The 17,012-nt window shown below is 63.3% G+C and carries 20 protein-coding genes; 9 read left to right on the top strand and 11 right to left on the bottom strand.

Annotation, left to right across the window (positions count from 1 at the left end):
* Window position 1: 1 nt before the first annotated feature.
* On the top strand, window positions 2-244 hold the full coding sequence (locus ABD928_RS09480; protein WP_345168252.1) for a hypothetical protein: 243 nt from the start codon (window positions 2-4) through the stop codon (window positions 242-244).
* Here the strand turns inward: ABD928_RS09480 and ABD928_RS09475 are convergent.
* The gene (locus tag ABD928_RS09475) at window positions 241-1,122 is read right to left on the bottom strand and encodes a peptidylprolyl isomerase (RefSeq protein ID WP_345168249.1); all 882 of its coding nucleotides are present in this window, start codon (window positions 1,120-1,122) and stop codon (window positions 241-243) included. The genes ABD928_RS09480 and ABD928_RS09475 overlap by 4 nt on opposite strands.
* A 65-nt stretch (window positions 1,123-1,187) precedes the next feature.
* Between ABD928_RS09475 and purT the strand changes: the two genes are divergently transcribed.
* Entirely contained in the window at window positions 1,188-2,357 is a 1,170-nt protein-coding gene (purT, locus tag ABD928_RS09470; RefSeq protein ID WP_187715394.1) for a formate-dependent phosphoribosylglycinamide formyltransferase, read from the top strand.
* A 55-nt stretch (window positions 2,358-2,412) separates the two neighbouring features.
* Entirely contained in the window at window positions 2,413-2,805 is a 393-nt protein-coding gene (locus ABD928_RS09465; RefSeq protein ID WP_187715395.1) for a hypothetical protein, read from the top strand.
* Here the strand turns inward: ABD928_RS09465 and ABD928_RS09460 are convergent.
* From ABD928_RS09460 to ABD928_RS09435, 6 genes are all read right to left on the bottom strand, one after another.
* On the bottom strand, window positions 2,802-3,086 hold the full coding sequence (locus tag ABD928_RS09460; protein ID WP_187715396.1) for a hypothetical protein: 285 nt from the start codon (window positions 3,084-3,086) through the stop codon (window positions 2,802-2,804). The genes ABD928_RS09465 and ABD928_RS09460 overlap by 4 nt on opposite strands.
* A 138-nt stretch (window positions 3,087-3,224) precedes the next feature.
* Window positions 3,225-3,350 carry a type B 50S ribosomal protein L36 gene (gene ykgO, locus ABD928_RS09455; protein WP_118857849.1) on the bottom strand — a complete coding sequence of 42 codons (126 nt, stop codon included), beginning with the start codon at window positions 3,348-3,350 and terminating at the stop codon, window positions 3,225-3,227.
* A 114-nt stretch (window positions 3,351-3,464) separates the two neighbouring features.
* Window positions 3,465-5,078, bottom strand: coding sequence for a M20/M25/M40 family metallo-hydrolase (locus tag ABD928_RS09450; protein ID WP_345168232.1), 1,614 nt, complete (start codon window positions 5,076-5,078; stop codon window positions 3,465-3,467).
* The gene (gene galE, locus ABD928_RS09445) at window positions 5,075-6,076 is read right to left on the bottom strand and encodes a UDP-glucose 4-epimerase GalE (protein ID WP_345168229.1); all 1,002 of its coding nucleotides are present in this window, start codon (window positions 6,074-6,076) and stop codon (window positions 5,075-5,077) included. The genes ABD928_RS09450 and galE overlap by 4 nt, the downstream gene beginning before the upstream one ends.
* A 44-nt stretch (window positions 6,077-6,120) precedes the next feature.
* The gene (locus tag ABD928_RS09440) at window positions 6,121-6,966 is read right to left on the bottom strand and encodes a class I SAM-dependent methyltransferase (RefSeq protein ID WP_187715397.1); all 846 of its coding nucleotides are present in this window, start codon (window positions 6,964-6,966) and stop codon (window positions 6,121-6,123) included.
* 24 nt (window positions 6,967-6,990) lie between these two features.
* Window positions 6,991-8,493, bottom strand: coding sequence for a DUF4403 family protein (locus tag ABD928_RS09435; RefSeq protein WP_345168225.1), 1,503 nt, complete (start codon window positions 8,491-8,493; stop codon window positions 6,991-6,993).
* Between the two features lie 149 nt (window positions 8,494-8,642).
* Here ABD928_RS09435 and ABD928_RS09430 point away from each other — a divergent pair, with 149 nt between their 5' ends.
* Both ABD928_RS09430 and gpmA read left to right on the top strand, forming a co-directional pair.
* Window positions 8,643-9,809, top strand: a complete 1,167-nt coding sequence (locus ABD928_RS09430; RefSeq protein ID WP_187715399.1) for a M14 family metallopeptidase — start codon at window positions 8,643-8,645, stop codon at window positions 9,807-9,809.
* Complete coding sequence (gpmA, locus tag ABD928_RS09425) at window positions 9,809-10,501, top strand: 2,3-diphosphoglycerate-dependent phosphoglycerate mutase (protein ID WP_345168222.1); 693 nt, start codon at window positions 9,809-9,811, stop codon at window positions 10,499-10,501. The genes ABD928_RS09430 and gpmA overlap by 1 nt, the downstream gene beginning before the upstream one ends.
* Here gpmA and ABD928_RS09420 read toward each other — a convergent pair.
* Entirely contained in the window at window positions 10,498-11,076 is a 579-nt protein-coding gene (locus tag ABD928_RS09420; protein ID WP_187715400.1) for a GGDEF domain-containing protein, read from the bottom strand. The two genes, gpmA and ABD928_RS09420, sit on opposite strands and share 4 nt — an antisense overlap.
* A 130-nt stretch (window positions 11,077-11,206) precedes the next feature.
* On the opposite strand from ABD928_RS09420, the gene purE reads away from it, so the two are divergent.
* Genes purE through ABD928_RS09400 form a run of 4 tightly spaced genes read left to right on the top strand, consistent with a single transcriptional unit; the run spans window position 11,207 to window position 14,026 of the window.
* Entirely contained in the window at window positions 11,207-11,689 is a 483-nt protein-coding gene (purE, locus tag ABD928_RS09415; protein ID WP_187715401.1) for a 5-(carboxyamino)imidazole ribonucleotide mutase, read from the top strand.
* On the top strand, window positions 11,686-12,747 hold the full coding sequence (locus ABD928_RS09410) for a 5-(carboxyamino)imidazole ribonucleotide synthase (RefSeq protein ID WP_187715402.1): 1,062 nt from the start codon (window positions 11,686-11,688) through the stop codon (window positions 12,745-12,747). Before purE ends, ABD928_RS09410 begins: the two co-directional genes overlap by 4 nt.
* Window positions 12,744-13,481 (top strand): glutathione S-transferase family protein, encoded by a 738-nt coding sequence (locus ABD928_RS09405; protein ID WP_345168219.1) that lies wholly within the window; start codon window positions 12,744-12,746, stop codon window positions 13,479-13,481. Before ABD928_RS09410 ends, ABD928_RS09405 begins: the two co-directional genes overlap by 4 nt.
* A 53-nt stretch (window positions 13,482-13,534) precedes the next feature.
* A complete protein-coding gene (locus ABD928_RS09400) occupies window positions 13,535-14,026 on the top strand; it encodes a hypothetical protein (RefSeq protein ID WP_345168217.1) in 492 nt (163 codons plus the stop codon).
* Window positions 14,027-14,419: 393 nt separating this feature from the next.
* On the opposite strand, the gene ABD928_RS09395 is transcribed toward ABD928_RS09400, so the two are convergent.
* The 3 genes from ABD928_RS09395 to ABD928_RS09385 form a co-directional block, all read right to left on the bottom strand.
* Window positions 14,420-14,875 carry a hypothetical protein gene (locus ABD928_RS09395; protein WP_187715405.1) on the bottom strand — a complete coding sequence of 152 codons (456 nt, stop codon included), beginning with the start codon at window positions 14,873-14,875 and terminating at the stop codon, window positions 14,420-14,422.
* Window positions 14,876-15,625: 750 nt separating this feature from the next.
* Window positions 15,626-16,345: an anti-sigma factor gene (locus tag ABD928_RS09390; RefSeq protein ID WP_187715406.1), complete on the bottom strand. Its 720-nt coding sequence runs from the start codon at window positions 16,343-16,345 to the stop codon at window positions 15,626-15,628.
* Window positions 16,342-16,917, bottom strand: a complete 576-nt coding sequence (locus tag ABD928_RS09385) for a sigma-70 family RNA polymerase sigma factor (protein WP_345168212.1) — start codon at window positions 16,915-16,917, stop codon at window positions 16,342-16,344. The genes ABD928_RS09390 and ABD928_RS09385 overlap by 4 nt, the downstream gene beginning before the upstream one ends.
* Between the last annotated feature and the right edge of the window lie 95 nt (window positions 16,918-17,012).

Raw genomic sequence — 17,012 nt, 5'->3', positions numbered from 1 at the left:
AATGCCGACCAACGACGCGCTGAGGACGCTGACTGGTAGAGGGTATCACGCCGTGTACCGGGAGCATGAGGTCAATCACTGCCCCGGCTGCGGCCGCACGCACTGGCTGATCGGTCGAATGTCGGCGGAGTGCGCGTTCTGTGCCACGGCCTTGCCGCTGGCCGAGGCCGGCATGCGCTCATACGCTGGCCCCGCGATCATTCAGCACAAAAACCGCCACCAGGACGCTGCCTGGGCCGCCTAAGCTGCCTTCTTCCGCACCGGCACCGACGCATTGCACAAGTCGACGCCGCCTGCCGGGCGGATGAAGAATTCGTCCTGCCGGTTGGCGCGGGCTTTCACATAAGCCGCAAACGTCGCGCTGCTTGTATCCATGTACTGGTAGGATGGCCGGGCGGCTGCAGGGATTTCGCTTCCCAGCCGAACCATGGCGATCGGCACGTGCATGCTCTCGCTCTTGTAGAAGCCGAGCGCCTCGGTCCCTCGCGGTAGCGAACTCAACCGATCCATCCCGTCGATGACCCTGCCGACCACCGCGATGTTGCGGTCGAGGTGACGCGGCGCGTGACCGATGACGGCGTACAATTCCCCGCCTGTTCCCGTGTCCGGTGACAGGTCCCGGCCCACGCCGACATAGCCGTAACAGTGGGTGAGATTCGCCGTGCCCGCCTTGGTGTCATAGCCGATCAGCCAGCCGCCGGCGAAGCCTGCGCTGGGGGCGAAATCGTCCGGATAACCCAAGGGTCGGACGGATAATCCCTCTAGCGATCGATGATATTCGGCCGGCGGCTTGGCGACGACACCGGCCGGAAGCGGCTTCTTGCCTTCGTTGTTGCCCCACTGAACAACGTAATTGTCCTGCACGCGGTAGATCGTCGAGCCGGTCCACCAGCTCCCTTTCGCCAACGCGCGAATGTTCGCGACGTGGACCGGTGCGAACTGCGGTGCGAGCTGGATGACCACCTGTCTTCCGTTGGCAAGATCCATCACCAGCAGATCGTCCGGGCTGATGTCTCGCCAAGCGCCCGCGGGAGCCCCCGCGACGATTTCGGACGGAGTCTTGGGTTTCGCGGGAGGCGAGGCGGCAATCAGGACAGTTGAAAACAGAAGCATTGCACGCATCTCAGCCCTCCACAGCGAACGGCCGTGGTCTAGCCGACGATTGCGAGCGCCGCTATCGCCCGGCGATGCACACTGCCACTCTGATGCTCCTGGGGTCGGGCGAACTCGGCCGGGAATTTGCAATTGCCGCCAAGCGGCTCGGCTGCCGCGTCATCGCCTGCGACCGCTCCGAGAGCGCCCCCGCAATGCAGGTCGCCGATGCGTTCGAGGTCTTCTCCATGCTCGACGGCAAGGCGCTGACTGCGGCGGTGAAGAAGCACAAGCCGGACGTCATCGTTCCGGAGATCGAGGCGATCGACACGGACACTCTCGCCAAGCTCGAATCGGACGGTTGGCGGGTCGCTCCGTCGGCGAAGGCGGTTCAGCTGACCATGAACCGCGACGGCATCCGCGAATTCGCCGCACGCGACCTCGCTTTGATCACCTCGCGCTACAAGTTCGCCGAGTCCCGCGAGGATGCGATCGCGGCTGCCGCCGAGATCGGAGTGCCGTGCGTCGTGAAGCCGGTCATGTCGAGCTCCGGCAAGGGCCAGACGACCGTCAAGGAGGCGGGCGATGTCGGTGCCGCCTATGATTACGCCGTGGCCAACATGCGCGGCGACCGGCCCCGCGTCATTGTCGAGGAATTCATCGAGTTCGACAGCGAGATCACGCTCCTGACTGTCGCCACCGAGGCCGGCGTCCTGTTCTGCGCGCCGATCGGTCACCGACAGGAAGCCGGCGATTATCGCGAGAGCTGGCAGCCGGCCAAGATCGCCGACGGAGCGCTGCTATCGGCGCGGCGGCAGGCGCGGAAGATCGTCGAGGCGCTCCGCGGCTACGGGATCTTCGGTGTGGAGTTCTTCATTAAGGGCGACCAGGCGATATTCTCCGAATTGTCGCCCCGTCCCCACGATACGGGCATGGTGACTCTGATCACCCAATTCCCGAACGAATTCGAGCTCCACCTGCGCGCAGTCTTGAAGCTGCCTATTCCTTCGATCGAGCTGACCCGGCCCGGGGCCTCGGCGGTCATCCTGGCGAGCGAAGAGAGCGAGAACTTCGAATTCGAAGGCTTGGCGGAAGCGCTTGCTCGTGGTCATCCGGGCGCACCGGTCGATCTGCGCATCTTCTGCAAGCCGAAGACGCTCAAGAATCGGCGAATGGGGATCGCGCTTGCTGGCGGAACGGATGCGGAGGACGCGGTCGCGACTGCAAAAGCTGCGGCAGCGGCCGTGAAGATTCGCTATTCGTGAGGTGAAACTCACGGCGGTTGCGTTGTTGAATCAGTTGATGATGAAAGGACGTTCGATGCGAACCCGGATCTCGGCGACAATCGCACTGGCGCTGCTGGCGTCGGGCTGCGGCGACAACAGCAGCCAACCGGCACCGGCGAAGCAGATTTCGGTGCGCAGCGAACAGCAGAATGCACTTCACAATCTCAGCGAATCCAACCTGAAGATCGCGCTTCGAAGGGCGATCTATGACAGCGGCAAGAAGTGCAACACACTCACCGATGCTGGCTACGTCCAGGAATATGGCAATCTCTCGATGTGGACCGCCACCTGCTCCACCAAGCAAAGCTTCGCGATCTTCGTCGGGCCCGACGGATCAATCCAGGTTCGTGATTGCCGGGAAGTCGAGCAGCTGAAGCTACCCGCTTGCGTCATCACCAAACGGCCCAAGCCGGACCGCCCGGCTTAGTCGCAGCGGCGGCTTTCCTTATACTCGCCCGCCGCGGTCTTTTCCTTGACCGTTACGCATGAGCCCTGGCGCGTTTCCTCGCGCCAGCTGCCGTCCGGATTGGTAATTCGATTGCCGCCCTTGGGCACGCGCTTACCGTCGCGAATCTCGTAGTTCCAGCCGCGCGGCGTCGCCTGGTCCTTGTTGCCCTGGTTCGCCTGCGCGAAGGCCACGCCGGCAAATCCGGTCACTGCCAGCATGGCAGCTCCGATCAGCAGTGCACCCTTCGAAACCATCTTCATCACACGACTCCTTAGCGTCGCTTCCTACTCTCGCCGATGTGAACAGCGGGTGAAAGACGAAGCGCGGCAAATCTGCGCCGAACTGACGCAGATGGGAGCGAAATGACGATTTTTGAAGGGCTTGGCCCTCTCAGGGGTTTAGCCCTGGCGAGCCTTGAAACGCCGGTTCGTCTTGTTGATCACGTAGGTGCGCCCACGGCGGCGGATCACGCGGCAATCGCGGTGGCGCGCCTTGAGCGACTTCAAGCTGTTGCGAATCTTCATGGCGCGCGCCTGTCTCTTCGTTTCGTCTGGTCAAAAATAAGGAAGGCCGCCCGCAGGGGCAGCCGCTGGTCGCGCGCTTAAGCGAAAACGGGCTTCGCCGTCAAGGTGCAGCGCTCAGCGGCGGGCCTTCGGCTGGCCCGGGGCATAGGTCTCGCCGAAATAGTCCCCGGCGTACCACATCGGCCTCCGCTCGCCGTCAGCCATCGCCCTGGCAATGCGATAATTGAGTTCCGCAAACTTCGCGCCCGCGTCCCAGCGAATCGCCTGGCCGAGGTCGTCCTTCACGGAATGATACGTTTCGCCCAGGAACTTCTGCCACAGTGGCCGCCCGCCATTTGCATAGCCTGTCATCAGGAACACGGCGGGCACGCCCTGCTTCGCGAACGGATAATGGTCGGAGCGGACGAACAGGCTTTCCTGCGGCATCGGATCCGGAGAGACCGCGACGTTCATGCCCGCCCCGGCCGCGGCGACAGCCCTTGCGGTCGTCGAATGCTTTGCGCCGAAGGCCACGACGTCGGTGAAATCGTAGAGGAGCAGCGGCATGTCGAGGTCGACAAGGCCGACGATCTTGTCCGCGGGTACCGTCGGATGCGACGCGAAATAACTGGCGCCCAGGAGGCCGTATTCCTCGCCCGTATTGGCAATGAACATCACGGATCGCCGCGGCGGCTTGCCGGAATCGACGAACTCGTGCGCCGCCTCCAGCATCGTTGCAACGCCGGCCGCATTGTCGAGCGCCCCATTGTAGATCGCGTCTTCACCTGGCTTGGCGTCCGCCCTCACCCCCAGATGGTCGAGGTGCCCCATCAACACGACATGCTCGGCGGCCAGCTTGCGATCCGACCCCGGCAGCACTGCGACGACTTCAGGGCTCGTGAAGTCCTCCCAGTTCGATTTCGCGGTAATCGAAAGGCTGGCCGGCAGCGGGAAGCCGCGAACCTTCTTTCCGGTCGCGACGTCCGCCCGGATGGCTCGCAACTGCCGTGGAGCCCGCTCGAAAATCCGCTCGGTGACCTCCGATGAGACGGCGATCGATTGCGCCGACGATGCGCGGCTCGAACGGCCTTGCGAATCCACCCAGTCGATCACCGGCCGCTTCGAAAAGCGCTGGATATCCCCCGCGATGGTTGAAGAATCATCGAGCACGATAATCCCGAGGGCACCCTGCTCGCCCGCCGTTTGGGCCTGAATCGACGCGAGGTGCGCCGCCACATCGGTGGGAACGCCCGGCAGCCGGTCCGGCAAGGCGACCACGATCTTCCCGCGAACGTCGAGGCCGGCATAATCGTCGACGCCCAATTGCTTGTCGCAGATGCCGCGCCCGACAAATACGAGCGGCGCGCTCAGGCTGACGTCGTGGCTGGTGACGCTCGGCCTGATGGCTGCGTTCTTTCCGGTGACGAGCGGCATTTTCTTGCCGTTGACCGTAAGCGTAATGGAGGCAGGGGCGTCGAACGTTGCCTTCCGGAATGGAACGTCGATGAAATAGCTGCCGTTCAGTCCGCCGGGCTTCAGCCCGAGTTCTCGGAACTCCGAGGCCACGTAGGCGGCCGCGATCCGGTGTCCCTCCGACCCCGTGTCACGGCCCTTCAATAAGTCGCTCGCCAGGAATTCGACGTGCGCCCGAACGCGGTCGGCGGCGAGATCACGTTCTGCGGGCTTGGCAGGCGCGGCGCCAACCAGCAGCGCCGCAAACGCTGCGACCCAAACGGTCCTGGACTTCATTCCCAGTTCCGGGACTGCAGCTTCCTCTCCCATTCGAGAGCATGGGTCAGGATCGTGTCGATGTCGGCATAACGCGCCGACCAGTCGAGCGTGCTCAGCAGCGCCTTGTTGGACGAGATGAGGTTGGGTGGGTCACCCGCGCGGCGGCCCTTGATCTCGCGCCGGATCGGCTTGCCGGTCACGCGCTCCAGCGCGTCGAGCACCTCGATGACCGACAGCCCGCGCCCGTAGCCCAAGTTAAGGACGAGGTTCTCCTCAGGCTTTTCGATTAGCCGCTCGAGTGCTTTCAAATGCGCCGCCACCAGGTCGCTGACGTGGATGTAGTCGCGCACGCAACTGCCGTCCTCGGTCGGATAGTCGGTGCCGTAGACGTCGATATGGTCACGCTTCCCGACGGCCGTCTCGACCGCGACCTTGATCAGGTGGGTCGAGCCCTTGCCGACCTGGCCCGAGCGGCCCTCGGGATCGGCGCCGGACACGTTGAAATAGCGAAGCGCCGCGTAATTCATCGGATAAGCAGCCGCCGAATCCTCGAGCATTCGCTCGGTCATCAGTTTCGATGCGCCGTAGGGATTGATCGGGATCTTCGCGACGCTTTCGTCGACCGGCACCCGCTCCGGCTCTCCGTAGACGGCTGCGGTCGAGGAAAAGACGATGTGGCGGACGCCCGCATCGATCGCGGTCGAGACGAGCGCGTGGCTGGCGACCGTATTGTTGCGGTAATAGTCGAGCGGCTTCTCGACGCTCTCAGGCACCACGATCGACCCCGCGAAATGCATGATCGCGCCGATGCCCTGCTCGGCAATAATGCGCTGAACGAGCTCACGGTCCGCGACATTCCCTTCGTAGAAAGGGACGTCGTCGGGGACGAGATATTTGGTCCCGGTCGAAAGGTCGTCGATTACGGCAACGGTCCAACCCGCGTCGCGCAGGGCAAGGACCGCATGGCTGCCGATATATCCGGCTCCGCCGGTCACAAGCACAGGAACTTTGGACATGCGCGGCAATCGCTAGCCGAGGCTTTGGCGCGGCGCCAGTGCCCCTACGCCGTTGGTTTCACGAACTTAAGCGTCATGCGGTCGCTTTCGCCGATCGCCAGGTACTTGTCGCGGTCCTGGTCCTTCAGCGCCAGCGATGGCGGCAGCGTCCACACGCCTTCCGGCCAGTCGGTCGTGTCCTTCGGATTGGCGTTGATTTCCGACGAAGCGATGAGCTTGAAGCCCGCGGCCTCCGCGAGCCGGCGGACGGTCGAAACCTTGATGTAGCCGCTGCTGCGCTCGCGCTCCTCGCTGGCCGATTCCGGCAGCCGGTGATCGACGATGCCAAGGACCCCGCCGGGTTTCAGCATCGCAAACATCTGGCGAAAGGCTTCCGCGCTGTAGTCCTGCTTGTCGTCGCGGCGGTACCCCATCCGCCAGTTATGGACGTTGCGGAAGGTCAGGACGACATCCGCCGTGCCGTCCGGAAGACGCTTTGCAGCCGAATCAAAGGCCGGGAAATCGACCGCCTCGATTCCACCGTAAAGCTTGGCATCGGCCTGCTGCAGCTTGGCAAGGCCGCTGCGTCCCCAATCCGGCGCGCCGGCGTATAGCTTGCCTCCGCCAGCTGCGAGGTAGGGCGCGAGGATCTCGGTGTACCAGCCGCCGCCAGGCCAGATCTCGACAACCGTGTCGCCTGGATCGACCTCGAAGAAGTTCAAGGTCGCCGCGGGATGCCGATACCGATCGCGAACGACGTTCGCCGGAGTCCGGCTTGGACTGGCGACGGCGGCTTCGATCTTCGCAAGCCGCTCGGACGAAGCTGCCTGCGAAGGAACGGGAGCGGTCGCGACTTGCGACGAGGCGGCAATCAGCAATGAAGCGACGGACAAAGCGACGTAAGCAATCATGAGAACTCCCTTGCTCTAACTCAGCTATCTCATCGGCTGGTACTTGATCGTCCCGCTTCCGGTTGCGCGGACAGGAAGGAACAGGCCTTGTCCCGTCGCTTCGATCCGGCCGGATTCGACCTTATCGATCTGCGCCGAGACGACGACATCGCCCTGCCGCCGTTCCTGAATCGCCTTCCGGGCGGCGGCGATGACATGATCGTAGTCCTTCGCGAAATCCTCGGTAAGCGCAGCCTGGACGGTCCCGATCATCGTCGGGTCGGTGAACAAGCGGATTGCAAGATTGACGGCCGCATTGCTGGTGTCGCCGGCAATGGCCAGATCATGAACGCTCAGGACCGCGGAATTGGGTTCGTTGAACAAGGTTCCGGTCAGCCAGACGACGGCGCTCGTCCTGGTTCGCGGCTTGCCGACCAGTTGCGCGGCCAGGTCGATGCCGACAGCAACCCTGCCGTTCTCGGTCGCATAGACGGTCACCTTCTGGAACGTCGCATCGACAGCGCCGACGTTTCGAATATTGATCCCCTTGGCCGCGCGCTTCTGCAGGGCGCGGAGGATGACGGGCTCAATTTCTCCATAGTCCGCGATCACTGGCGTGTTGAAGACGATCCCGACTTCCTTGAGGCCGTTGGCCGCGGGCGGGAGCGGCGTCGGGACCGGGTCCGTCGGCCGTTCACCAACGAAGGTCTCGGTAAGGAGCTGCGCCGCGATGGTCAGCGTAATGTTCGTCTTGTTGGCATTGTAGCCGACAACGCCGAGCTTTTGCGGCGATACGCGCATCCAGGCGGGCGGATTCTCGCGGTTGAGAAGGATGGTCGTGAAGCCCCCGCCCCAGATTTGCGCGACTTGGGGCCGGACATTCAGCTTCTGAAGCTCGGCCGGCAGCGACTTCTCGAGCCCGGCAACGACTCCGGTCAGCCGGGAATCAGCCTGCTTTATGAAGGTGATCCGCCGGCCGAGCAGGTCGATTCCAGGCGGGTTGGTCCAGTTGTAAGTGATGTCGAGCTTCGCCGTCGGCGTCCAATCGCTGCGCATGCCCAGGCGAACGCTGGCGGTGACGTTGACGGCGCCGGTGGCGGTCTCCTGCCGAATGATGCCGCCGACGTCCCTGACGCTCACCACCGCCGAAACCGGCATGGTCATCTGCAGGATCTGACCCTGTCCGCTCAGCCGGATCGGTCCACGGACCGCACGGCCGACGATCTGGCAACCGAGGTTGGGCGTAACCTTCAGCCCCTTCCGCCCGAAGATCTTCACGCCAAGCACCTTGCCGCCCTTGAATGCGCGCTGCGCCGGAACGCATGCATCCTCATACTGATTAATGTTCCAGAGGACGGTCGGAGCAGCCCGGTTCAGGGCCGCCTGAACATCGGCCATCGGCACCACGATCGGGGCTTCGAGGGTGGAGATCAGCTTCGGCAGTTCCGCCTTGGTCTCCACCTTGGGTGGAGCCTGGATCTCAATCGTCCGATTGCACGAGGCGAGCGCGCACGCCAGCAGTGCGAGCACTCCACACCGCGCGATCATGCCCCTCATTGAAAAGAAGCCCCCATTGCGGATTGCTTAGGGGACTATCCCATTGTCGCCAAGCACATGCGCTCTGGAAGACGGTTTGCTTGATGGACAGGCTCACACTATCAGCGGCGCCGATTACCGGCATTTTTCAAGAAGGTCTCATGGCACTCACGATTTCGAGCGCATTCGATGCAGGAAACATCCGCGTCGCGAAGCAGGACGGCAACACGGTCGATCTCGAGATCGTCAAGGACCACATGTCCGACTTCTACCAGTGGTTCTATTTCCGCCTTGCTGGCGGCGAGGGCCGCGAAGTCACGCTGCGGATCACCAACTGCGCGGACTCCGCCTATCCGAACGGTTGGCCGGACTACAAGGCGGTCGTCTCGAACGATCGCGAAGAGTGGCTGCGCGTCCATGATACCAGCTATGCCGATGGCATCCTCACCATCCGCTTCACGCCGGCAACCGACTGCGTCTGGCTCGCCTATTTCGCGCCATACTCGATGGAGCGTCACCACGACCTGATTGCGACGTACGCATCGCTTCCGGTCGTTGAGTATCGTTCGCTCGGCAAGTCGATCGACGGACAGGATCTCGATTGCCTGACGATCGGCGACGGCGATCTCACCGTCTGGCTCTACGCTCGCCAGCATCCCGGCGAGAGCATGGCCGAATGGTGGATGGAGGGCGCCCTCGAGAAGCTCACCGATCCCGACGATCCCGTCTCGCGCGTGCTTCGCCGCGACTGCACCTTCCACATCGTTCCGAACATGAACCCGGACGGGTCGAAGCGCGGCCATCTGCGCACCAACGCCGTGGGCATCAATCTCAACCGCGAATGGCATGCGCCGACGGCCGAAAAGAGCCCTGAGGTTCTCTACGTCCGCAATGCGATGGACGAGACAGGGGTCGATTTCGCGATGGACGTCCACGGCGACGAAGCCATCCCGGCGAACTTCCTCGCCGGGTTCGAAGGCATCCCGTCGCTGACGGATCGCCAGCTCGGCCTGTTCAAAACGTTCTCCGATAATCTCGAGCGCATTTCGCCCGACTTCCAGACCCGCCAGGGCTATGAGGTTCCTCCTCCCGGCCAGGCCAACATGTCCATGTCCACCACCCAGCTTGCCGAGCGCTTCGGCTGCGTGTCGATGACCCTAGAAATGCCGTTCAAGGACAATTTCGACCTGCCCGACCCGCTCTACGGCTGGAGCCCGGAGCGGTCGAAGTTCCTGGCTTTCGCCTGCCTGGAAGCGCTCCACGCGACGCTTCCCGACCTCTCGAAGGCAAAGGCGGAGAAGCCCGCCAAGGACAGGGTCGACGCCTGATGCCAACGCTTGTCCTGCTTCGCCACGGCCAATCGCAATGGAACCTGGAGAGCCGATTCACCGGTTGGTGGGACGTCGATCTTTCCGCGCAGGGCGTCGACGAAGCGCGCGCTGCCGGCAAATTGCTGAAGGACCGCGGCTATGAGTTCGACCGCTGCTTCACGAGCGTCCTGACCCGTGCCATCCGCACGCTTCACCTCGTCCTGCACGAGCTCGACAGCCTGTGGCTGCCGGTCGCCAAGGACTGGCATCTGAACGAGCGGCACTATGGCGGGCTGACAGGGCTCAACAAGCAGGAGATGATCGACAAGGTCGGGGCCGAGCAGGTGAAGATCTGGCGCCGCTCCTACGATATCCCACCGCCCCCGCTCGCCGACGATAGCGAATATGCCGTCGGCAATGATCGGCGCTATGCCGGCATTCCGGTGCCAAATACGGAAAGCCTGAAGGACACGATTGCCCGCGCATTGCCCTACTACGATGCGGAGATTGTCCCGGCGCTGCGACGTGAGGAGCGCGTGCTGGTCGCGGCGCACGGCAATTCGATCCGCGGCATCATCAAGCATCTGTCGAACATCGGCGACAATGAAATTGTGGGTGTCGAGATTCCGACCGGCCAGCCGCTGGTCTACGAACTCAACGACGACCTGACAGTCCGCGATTCCTATTATCTGAGCGAGCGCGCGGCTTAGGCCGCGGCTTTTTGCCGATACATGGCAAGGTCGGCCCGGGCCATGACCGCCTCCGGCTGATCGTTCGGCTCGATTGCTGAAATGCCGATGGCCACGCTCAGCGGCAGGCACGTACCCTGGAAGCAGAACTCGCAATCCGCGATCATCGAGACAAGGCGGTCGGCCGTCTCCGAAGCTCCAACTTCGTTGACCCGCTCCAGCAGGATCCCGAACTCGTCGCCGCCCAGCCGGGCCACGCAGTCGCTCTTCCTGACGCCCTTCGCAAGCATGTCGGCAACCTGCATGAGCGCTTCGTCGCCGGCCTGGTGACCGAAGGTGTCGTTGATCATCTTGAGGCCGTCGATGTCGACGAACAGCATGGCTGCGCTGTCATCGTAGCGGCTGACGCGGTCGATCGCCGCTTCCAGGTGACGCATGAATCCACGCCGATTCGGCAGGTCGATCAGCACATCCTGGTAGGCGAGGCGATCGAGAAGCTCGACGCGCTCCTGCAGTTGCGCGATCTCGGCCTTGAGGCGCCGCACCTCTGCAAGCAGGGTGTCAGGATCGGTCACGTCGATGACCACATCGTTCATAGGAGCCCGAGATTCCCCTTAAGAGCGAAAAACATAATCTGATTCGGCCTCGGGGAAAATACCCATGACTGGACGATGCGATGGCGTGTTCCTAAACGACACAATTGCTGAGGCGGAGGGAAGCAGGGGAATGTCGCAGCCGCTCGTCGGTATCATCATGGGCAGCAGCTCGGACTGGGAAACGATGCGCCACGCGGCCGAGACGCTCGACAAGCTCGGGGTCGCTCACGAGACGAAGGTCGTTTCCGCCCATCGCACGCCCAAGCGCCTCTACGATTATGCGTCGACCGCCAAGGAGCGCGGCCTCAAGGTCATCATCGCCGGTGCCGGCGGAGCCGCGCATTTGCCGGGCATGGCCGCCTCGATGACCAGCCTTCCCGTGCTTGGCGTTCCTGTCGAAAGCCAGGCCTTGAAAGGCATGGATAGCCTGCTCTCCATCGTTCAGATGCCCGCCGGCGTCCCTGTCGGCACCCTGGCCATCGGCCGCGCCGGCGCCGTCAATGCCGGCCTGCTCGCGGCCTCGATCCTTGCGACGATCGACGACGATCTTGCGGCGCGTGTCGAGCGGTATCGCGAGGAGCAAACCCAGGCGGTGGTCGAATCGCCGGAATGATTGCCCCGGGCTCGATCATCGGGATTGTCGGCGGCGGCCAGCTCGGCCGGATGCTGGCGGTCGCCGCGGCCCAGCTCGGTTACAAATGCCACATCTTCGACCCGCACGAACGGCCCTGCGCGGCAGATGTCGCCGCTGGCTTTACCAGAGCAGCGTACGACGACACCGCGGCCCTCGCAGCTTTCGGGCAGGCGGTCGACATTGCGACCTACGAGTTCGAGAACCTGCCCGTCGAACCGCTCAGGGTCCTCGGCGACAAGCTTCGGCCGGGCACCAAGTCGCTCGCCGTCGCCCAGGACCGCGCGGAGGAAAAGGCCTTCATCGAGGCCACCGGAGCCCGTGTCGCCCCTTGGCGCTCGGTCTCCAGCTTCGAAGACGTCGAAGCCGCGGTCGCCGAGCTTGGCGTCCCGATCGTGCTCAAGACCCGCCGCTACGGCTACGACGGCAAGGGCCAGGCCTGGATCCGCTCACCGGAGGAGGCAGCGGCGGCGTGGGACGCGATTTCCCACGAGCCCGCGGTTGCCGAAGCCGGCGTCAGTTTTGCCGCCGAGTTCTCCGTCATCGTCGCACGTTGGGCCGACGGCCGGACGACCTTCTGGGACAGTCCCGACAACGCCCACCGCGAGGGCATCCTGCGCACGTCGACCGTTCCCAGCGGCGATCTCATCGCTGGCCAGACCGCCGAAGCCCGCGCGGCCGCAGCCAGCGTTGCCGAAGCCCTCGGCCACATCGGCGTCCTGACCGTCGAATTCTTCGCCAGCGCCCATGGCCCCGTCGTCAATGAGATCGCTCCGCGCGTGCACAACAGCGGCCACTGGACGATCGAAGGTGCGGTCACGTCGCAATTCGAGCAGCACATCCGTGCCGTCTGCGATCTTCCGCCCGGCTCGACCGACCTCGCCGCGGCAGCCGTGGCCATGGACAATCTCATCGGCGACGAGGTCCACGGCTGGCGGGATCTGCTCGCGGACCCGAATGCCCACGTCCACATCTACGGCAAGGGCGAGGCCCGCCCCGGCCGCAAGATGGGCCACGTCACAAGGTTGACGCTCAAATGAAGATCATCGGCAGCTTCGTCAGTCCCTATGTCCGCAAGGTCCTCGCCTGCCTTCACCTCAAGGGCCTCGCCTACGAGATCGACCCGATCACGCCGTTCTTCGGCAATGACGAGTTCCGCCGCCTGAGCCCGCTGAGCCGCATCCCGGTCCTGATCGACGGCGACTTCACCGCGGGCGATTCCTCCGTCATCTGCGCCTACATCGACGAGGCTTACCCGGGGCCCCCGCTGCTCCCCTCCGATCCCAAGGACCGCGCCCGCGCCCGCTGGTTCGAGGAATATGCCGACACCCGCCTCGGCGACGTCTTCATCTGGAACCTGTTCTATCAGAAGCTCGTCCACCCGATGGTCTGGGGCGAGCCGGGCGATCAGCAGCGCATCGACAAGGCGTTGGCCGAGGACATCCCGGAAGTCATGGACTATCTGGAAGGCCAGCTTCCCGAGAGCGGCTGGCTGTTCGGCGAGTTCGGCCTGGCCGACATCGCGATCGCTACCTTCTTCCGAAACGCCGCCTACGTCGACTACCATCCCGACCCGGCGCGCTGGCCGAAGGTTGCGAGCTTCGTCGATCGCGCACTCGCCCACGACGCCTTCGCCGCCACCAAGCCGTTCGAAGACATCCAGCGCGGCGTCGACATCAAAGGCCGCCGCCAGGCACTCCTCGACGCGGGGGCACCGCTCACCAGTGAAACGCTCGGGACTCCGACGCCTCGCAAGGGAAAGATGACGCTTTGAACGCAGCAATAGGAACCGCGACCCCACGGCCTTGGTTCAGCCTTTCCATGGCGTTGCGTGCATCCGCGTTGCTCATCGGCAGCCTGTTCCTGTGTTCCGCACCGGCGGCGAAGGCCGAGCGGCTCCCCTACCCCCTCCGCTTCTTCGAAGGCGCGACGGAGATGGTGAGCACCGTCGATCTCATCACCAGGGAACCCTACAAGGCACGCACCATCGGCCAGGGAAAGATCCAGCCGGACGGCTCGCTCGTCCTGGTCCAGCGCGTCGAGGATGAAGGCAAGAAGCCGTACCAGCGCCGCTGGCACATGAAGCAAGTCGCCCCGGGCCGTTACGTCGGAACGATGAGCGAGGCGCGAGGGCCGGTCACCGCCGAGGAAGTCGGCGACCGCTTCCGATTCCGCTTTAAGCTGAAGGGCGGCGTCTCCGTAGAACAATGGATCATTCCACTGGCCGGAGGCCGCGCCGCCCACAGCCTGATCACCATCAAGAAGCTTGGCATCAAGGTCGGAAGCTCGACCGGCATGATCACAAGGTCGCTTCGCTAGCGGCCACTAAGTCGCGAAATCGGACGTTAGCGCCGACGCCGCCAAAACCCTCCTGACCGCTTGCCCCAAGAGTGGTACAATGCGCGCCGCTAGATATGCTGAGGAGGCGATCGTGAACGCGATCATGGCCGTGGCAATCACCGCAAACCAGCTGGGATTGCGTAAAAGCAAGAAACCCGTCGCAAGGCCTGACCCCAAGAAGCGCTGAGCCGGTTCGCGAACATTGGCGATGACTGCGGCGGGCAGCTAGCGGTCCAGAATGCTGCCCTCTGCCGGATCTAGCGGCAGGTTTCGACCCAAACCTGCCGGTAGGCCTCCTGCCCCGCTTTGATCAATTGAGTCTTTGGAAGCGAATAGATCGGGGGCAGAAGCGCCTCTCTGCCCCCCAATCTCCTACTTCGATGGCATGAACGTCACTTCACGCATCAGATATTCACCCGTTATGTCCCGCAAATTGGGATAGACGGTAGTGGTGGTACTTCGGGTTGGGGCTTCGTTTGCCGTTCCCCACTCTCGCATGAACGCTTCGTAGCGAGCCTTATTTGGCGCCAGATCGCTGGTGTTGGCGAACGTTGTAACTAGCATGACATTGAACTCGCCGCCGTTCGGCAGGTCACTCACATACACATGATAGTCCTTTATATGCCCAAGCCGCTTTGAAGCTGCGCTGCTGGCTACCCAGGTCTGGCGGATACCCTGTAGGTAGTCTTCGACCATGTTCTCCTTCACCTTGATCGTGGAGACATTCGAGACGGTGTCGCTCACAGTGTAGTCCGTATAAGGCTTGAGCTGAGCTGATGCGGGCGTTGCAAGCGCAACGGCGAGGCCAAAGGCCAGTAACTTCTTCATCGGATTGTTCCCTGTATCTAGCTGTCTAGCTAGGAGGCGAACCGGCGGTTCGCTGGAGCGGCCCAACCACATGGGCGCGGACGGACAGGTGGAAAGTCGTTCCTGAAGCAACGAAGCGCGCTTTCCGCGGAATAAGCAATAGCGCGAGCGATATAACTACCCAGCCGGATTATCCATCTTGGTCGGGTGGGCTCGCATCAGGACCGCGGACTCGATTTTGATCGCTGTCAAGGTCGCGGGGTCGTACGTCGGTTGCGTGCGGCCAGTGGTCAGAATTGCTTCAGCCAGGCCGGCGAATTCAAACCCACGATGCACCGAGCCAAGTTAAGGGAGCTTATGTCCGCTTTCCACCCAAACCCGCCGCGACCGTATTCGACCCAAAGCGGACACTAGGCTGGCAAAGAGATCAGGAACGGCCCGGACAGCTGGGGGGCCATCCGAGCCGGGACTGTCTCTCCCCTCCTGGAATCGACACTCCGAGCGGCTGCTTACGTAAACGTCAGAGTTTCACAAGCGCGAAGCAGCCAGTGTCAGCTTTCGACCCATTTCGGACTCCCAACTGCGAGCCAAACCAACCCCCATCCGTGCTTGATCTCCGGCATATCCCGCCGGGCGTCTGCGACCCGTTCCTGCCATTGGGCAGGCATCTGCCGCTGAAAATTTTCCAACGCCTTTGTTCGACGCGTGAAAACCGAACCGAGCTAGAAGCCTTATTCAGCGCGTCGTCGATTGGTGTTTCTTGTATCCGGATCAGGCAGGCTTCAGCGGGCCGGAAGCCACGACCGGGCCGGTCGGCGCACCCGTCGGAGAGCCACCGCGCGGTTCGACGGAGATAGCAATCGTCGCGCCTTCCTGAAGCAACTTGGCGAGCGCTTCGGCCAGCGTGACGTGTGACTGATCAGAGCCCGGCAAGGTTCCGAGCGAGACCGGCTTGCCGCCGGCCGGGATTACCCAAAGCTCATGCGAGTGGGCGGGATCGCCGGAAAGCTTTCCGGACACCACGGTGATCAATTGACGGCGGTCGGGGTCCCAATTCGCGACCACTTTCGCTTCCTGGGCATCGCCGAGGACTGCCACCATCGGCTCAGCCGGAACGGCCCGGACCGGGACCGGGACCGGCGGCCGGAACACCAGGAAAAGAGCAAGAGCAGCTGCAATGCCGGTCATCCCAAGCGCCGAACCGCGCCAGATCGACACCTTTCGCCGCAAAGCGACCACATTGCCGGACGCGCCGGTGTGGCCAACGTCAGCGGTAATCCTCGACCAGAGCATGCGGGGCGGCGCGACCTCTGACACCTCCTCGTACAGGCGAGTGAACCGGCCAGTCCAGCGTTCGACATCTGCCCGGAATTCGGCATCCGAGGCGTCAAGGTCGCGGGCGCGGCGCAGGTCGTCCCCGGTAAGCGCGCCCAACGCATATTCACCAGCGAGGATGTTGCGGTCATCCATGTCTGTGCGGTCGTCGCTCATCGTTCCAGACATCCGCGAAGTCGCTGGAGGCCGCGCCGGATCCAGCTTTTCATCGTCCCAAGCGGGACACCCTGCCGTTCCGCGAGCTCAGGATAGGTCGCGCCATCCAGGAAAGCCGCCCGGATCATGTCGCGCGTACGCTGTTCAAGCTCGTCGAGGCAGCCGGCCAGCCGCTCGGACTCCTGCCGATCCTCGATCACATCGATCGCGGACAGACCCCCGTCGGCAATACCCTCGGCCGCACCGACATCTTCGCTGTTCGGAAGCCGCTGCCTCAAACGGTCGATGGCCTTGTTTCGTGCAACAACTGCGAGCCAGGTGATCGGGCTCGCCTTGTCGCCGTCGAAGGTCGCCGATTTCTGCCAGACTTTCACGTAGGTGTCCTGAAGCACATCCTGGGCTTCGGCCTCATTGCCGAGCAGCCTTAGGCAGATCCCGTAGAGCTTCCCAGAAGTCCGGCCATAAAGCGTTTCGAACGCCTGCACGTCGCCGTCCGCGGTCGCCAGCATCAGCGCTCTCAGTTCGTCCCTTGCGGGGCCGTCGTTTACGCCACGATTCATCGTAATGGTCATGCCCGATCCCGGTCCCTACTGATAGGGCCGGCGGGAAGTCGCCGCATCACGCGGTTGAATTGACCCCTTCCCGCCGGGCGTGCCCGACCCCAATC

Origin of the sequence: Sphingomonas daechungensis, from assembly GCF_039543105.1 — a bacterium.
GTDB classification, from domain to species: Bacteria; Pseudomonadota; Alphaproteobacteria; order Sphingomonadales; family Sphingomonadaceae; genus Sphingomicrobium; species Sphingomicrobium daechungense.
This window is presented reverse-complemented; position numbering and strand designations above follow the sequence as displayed.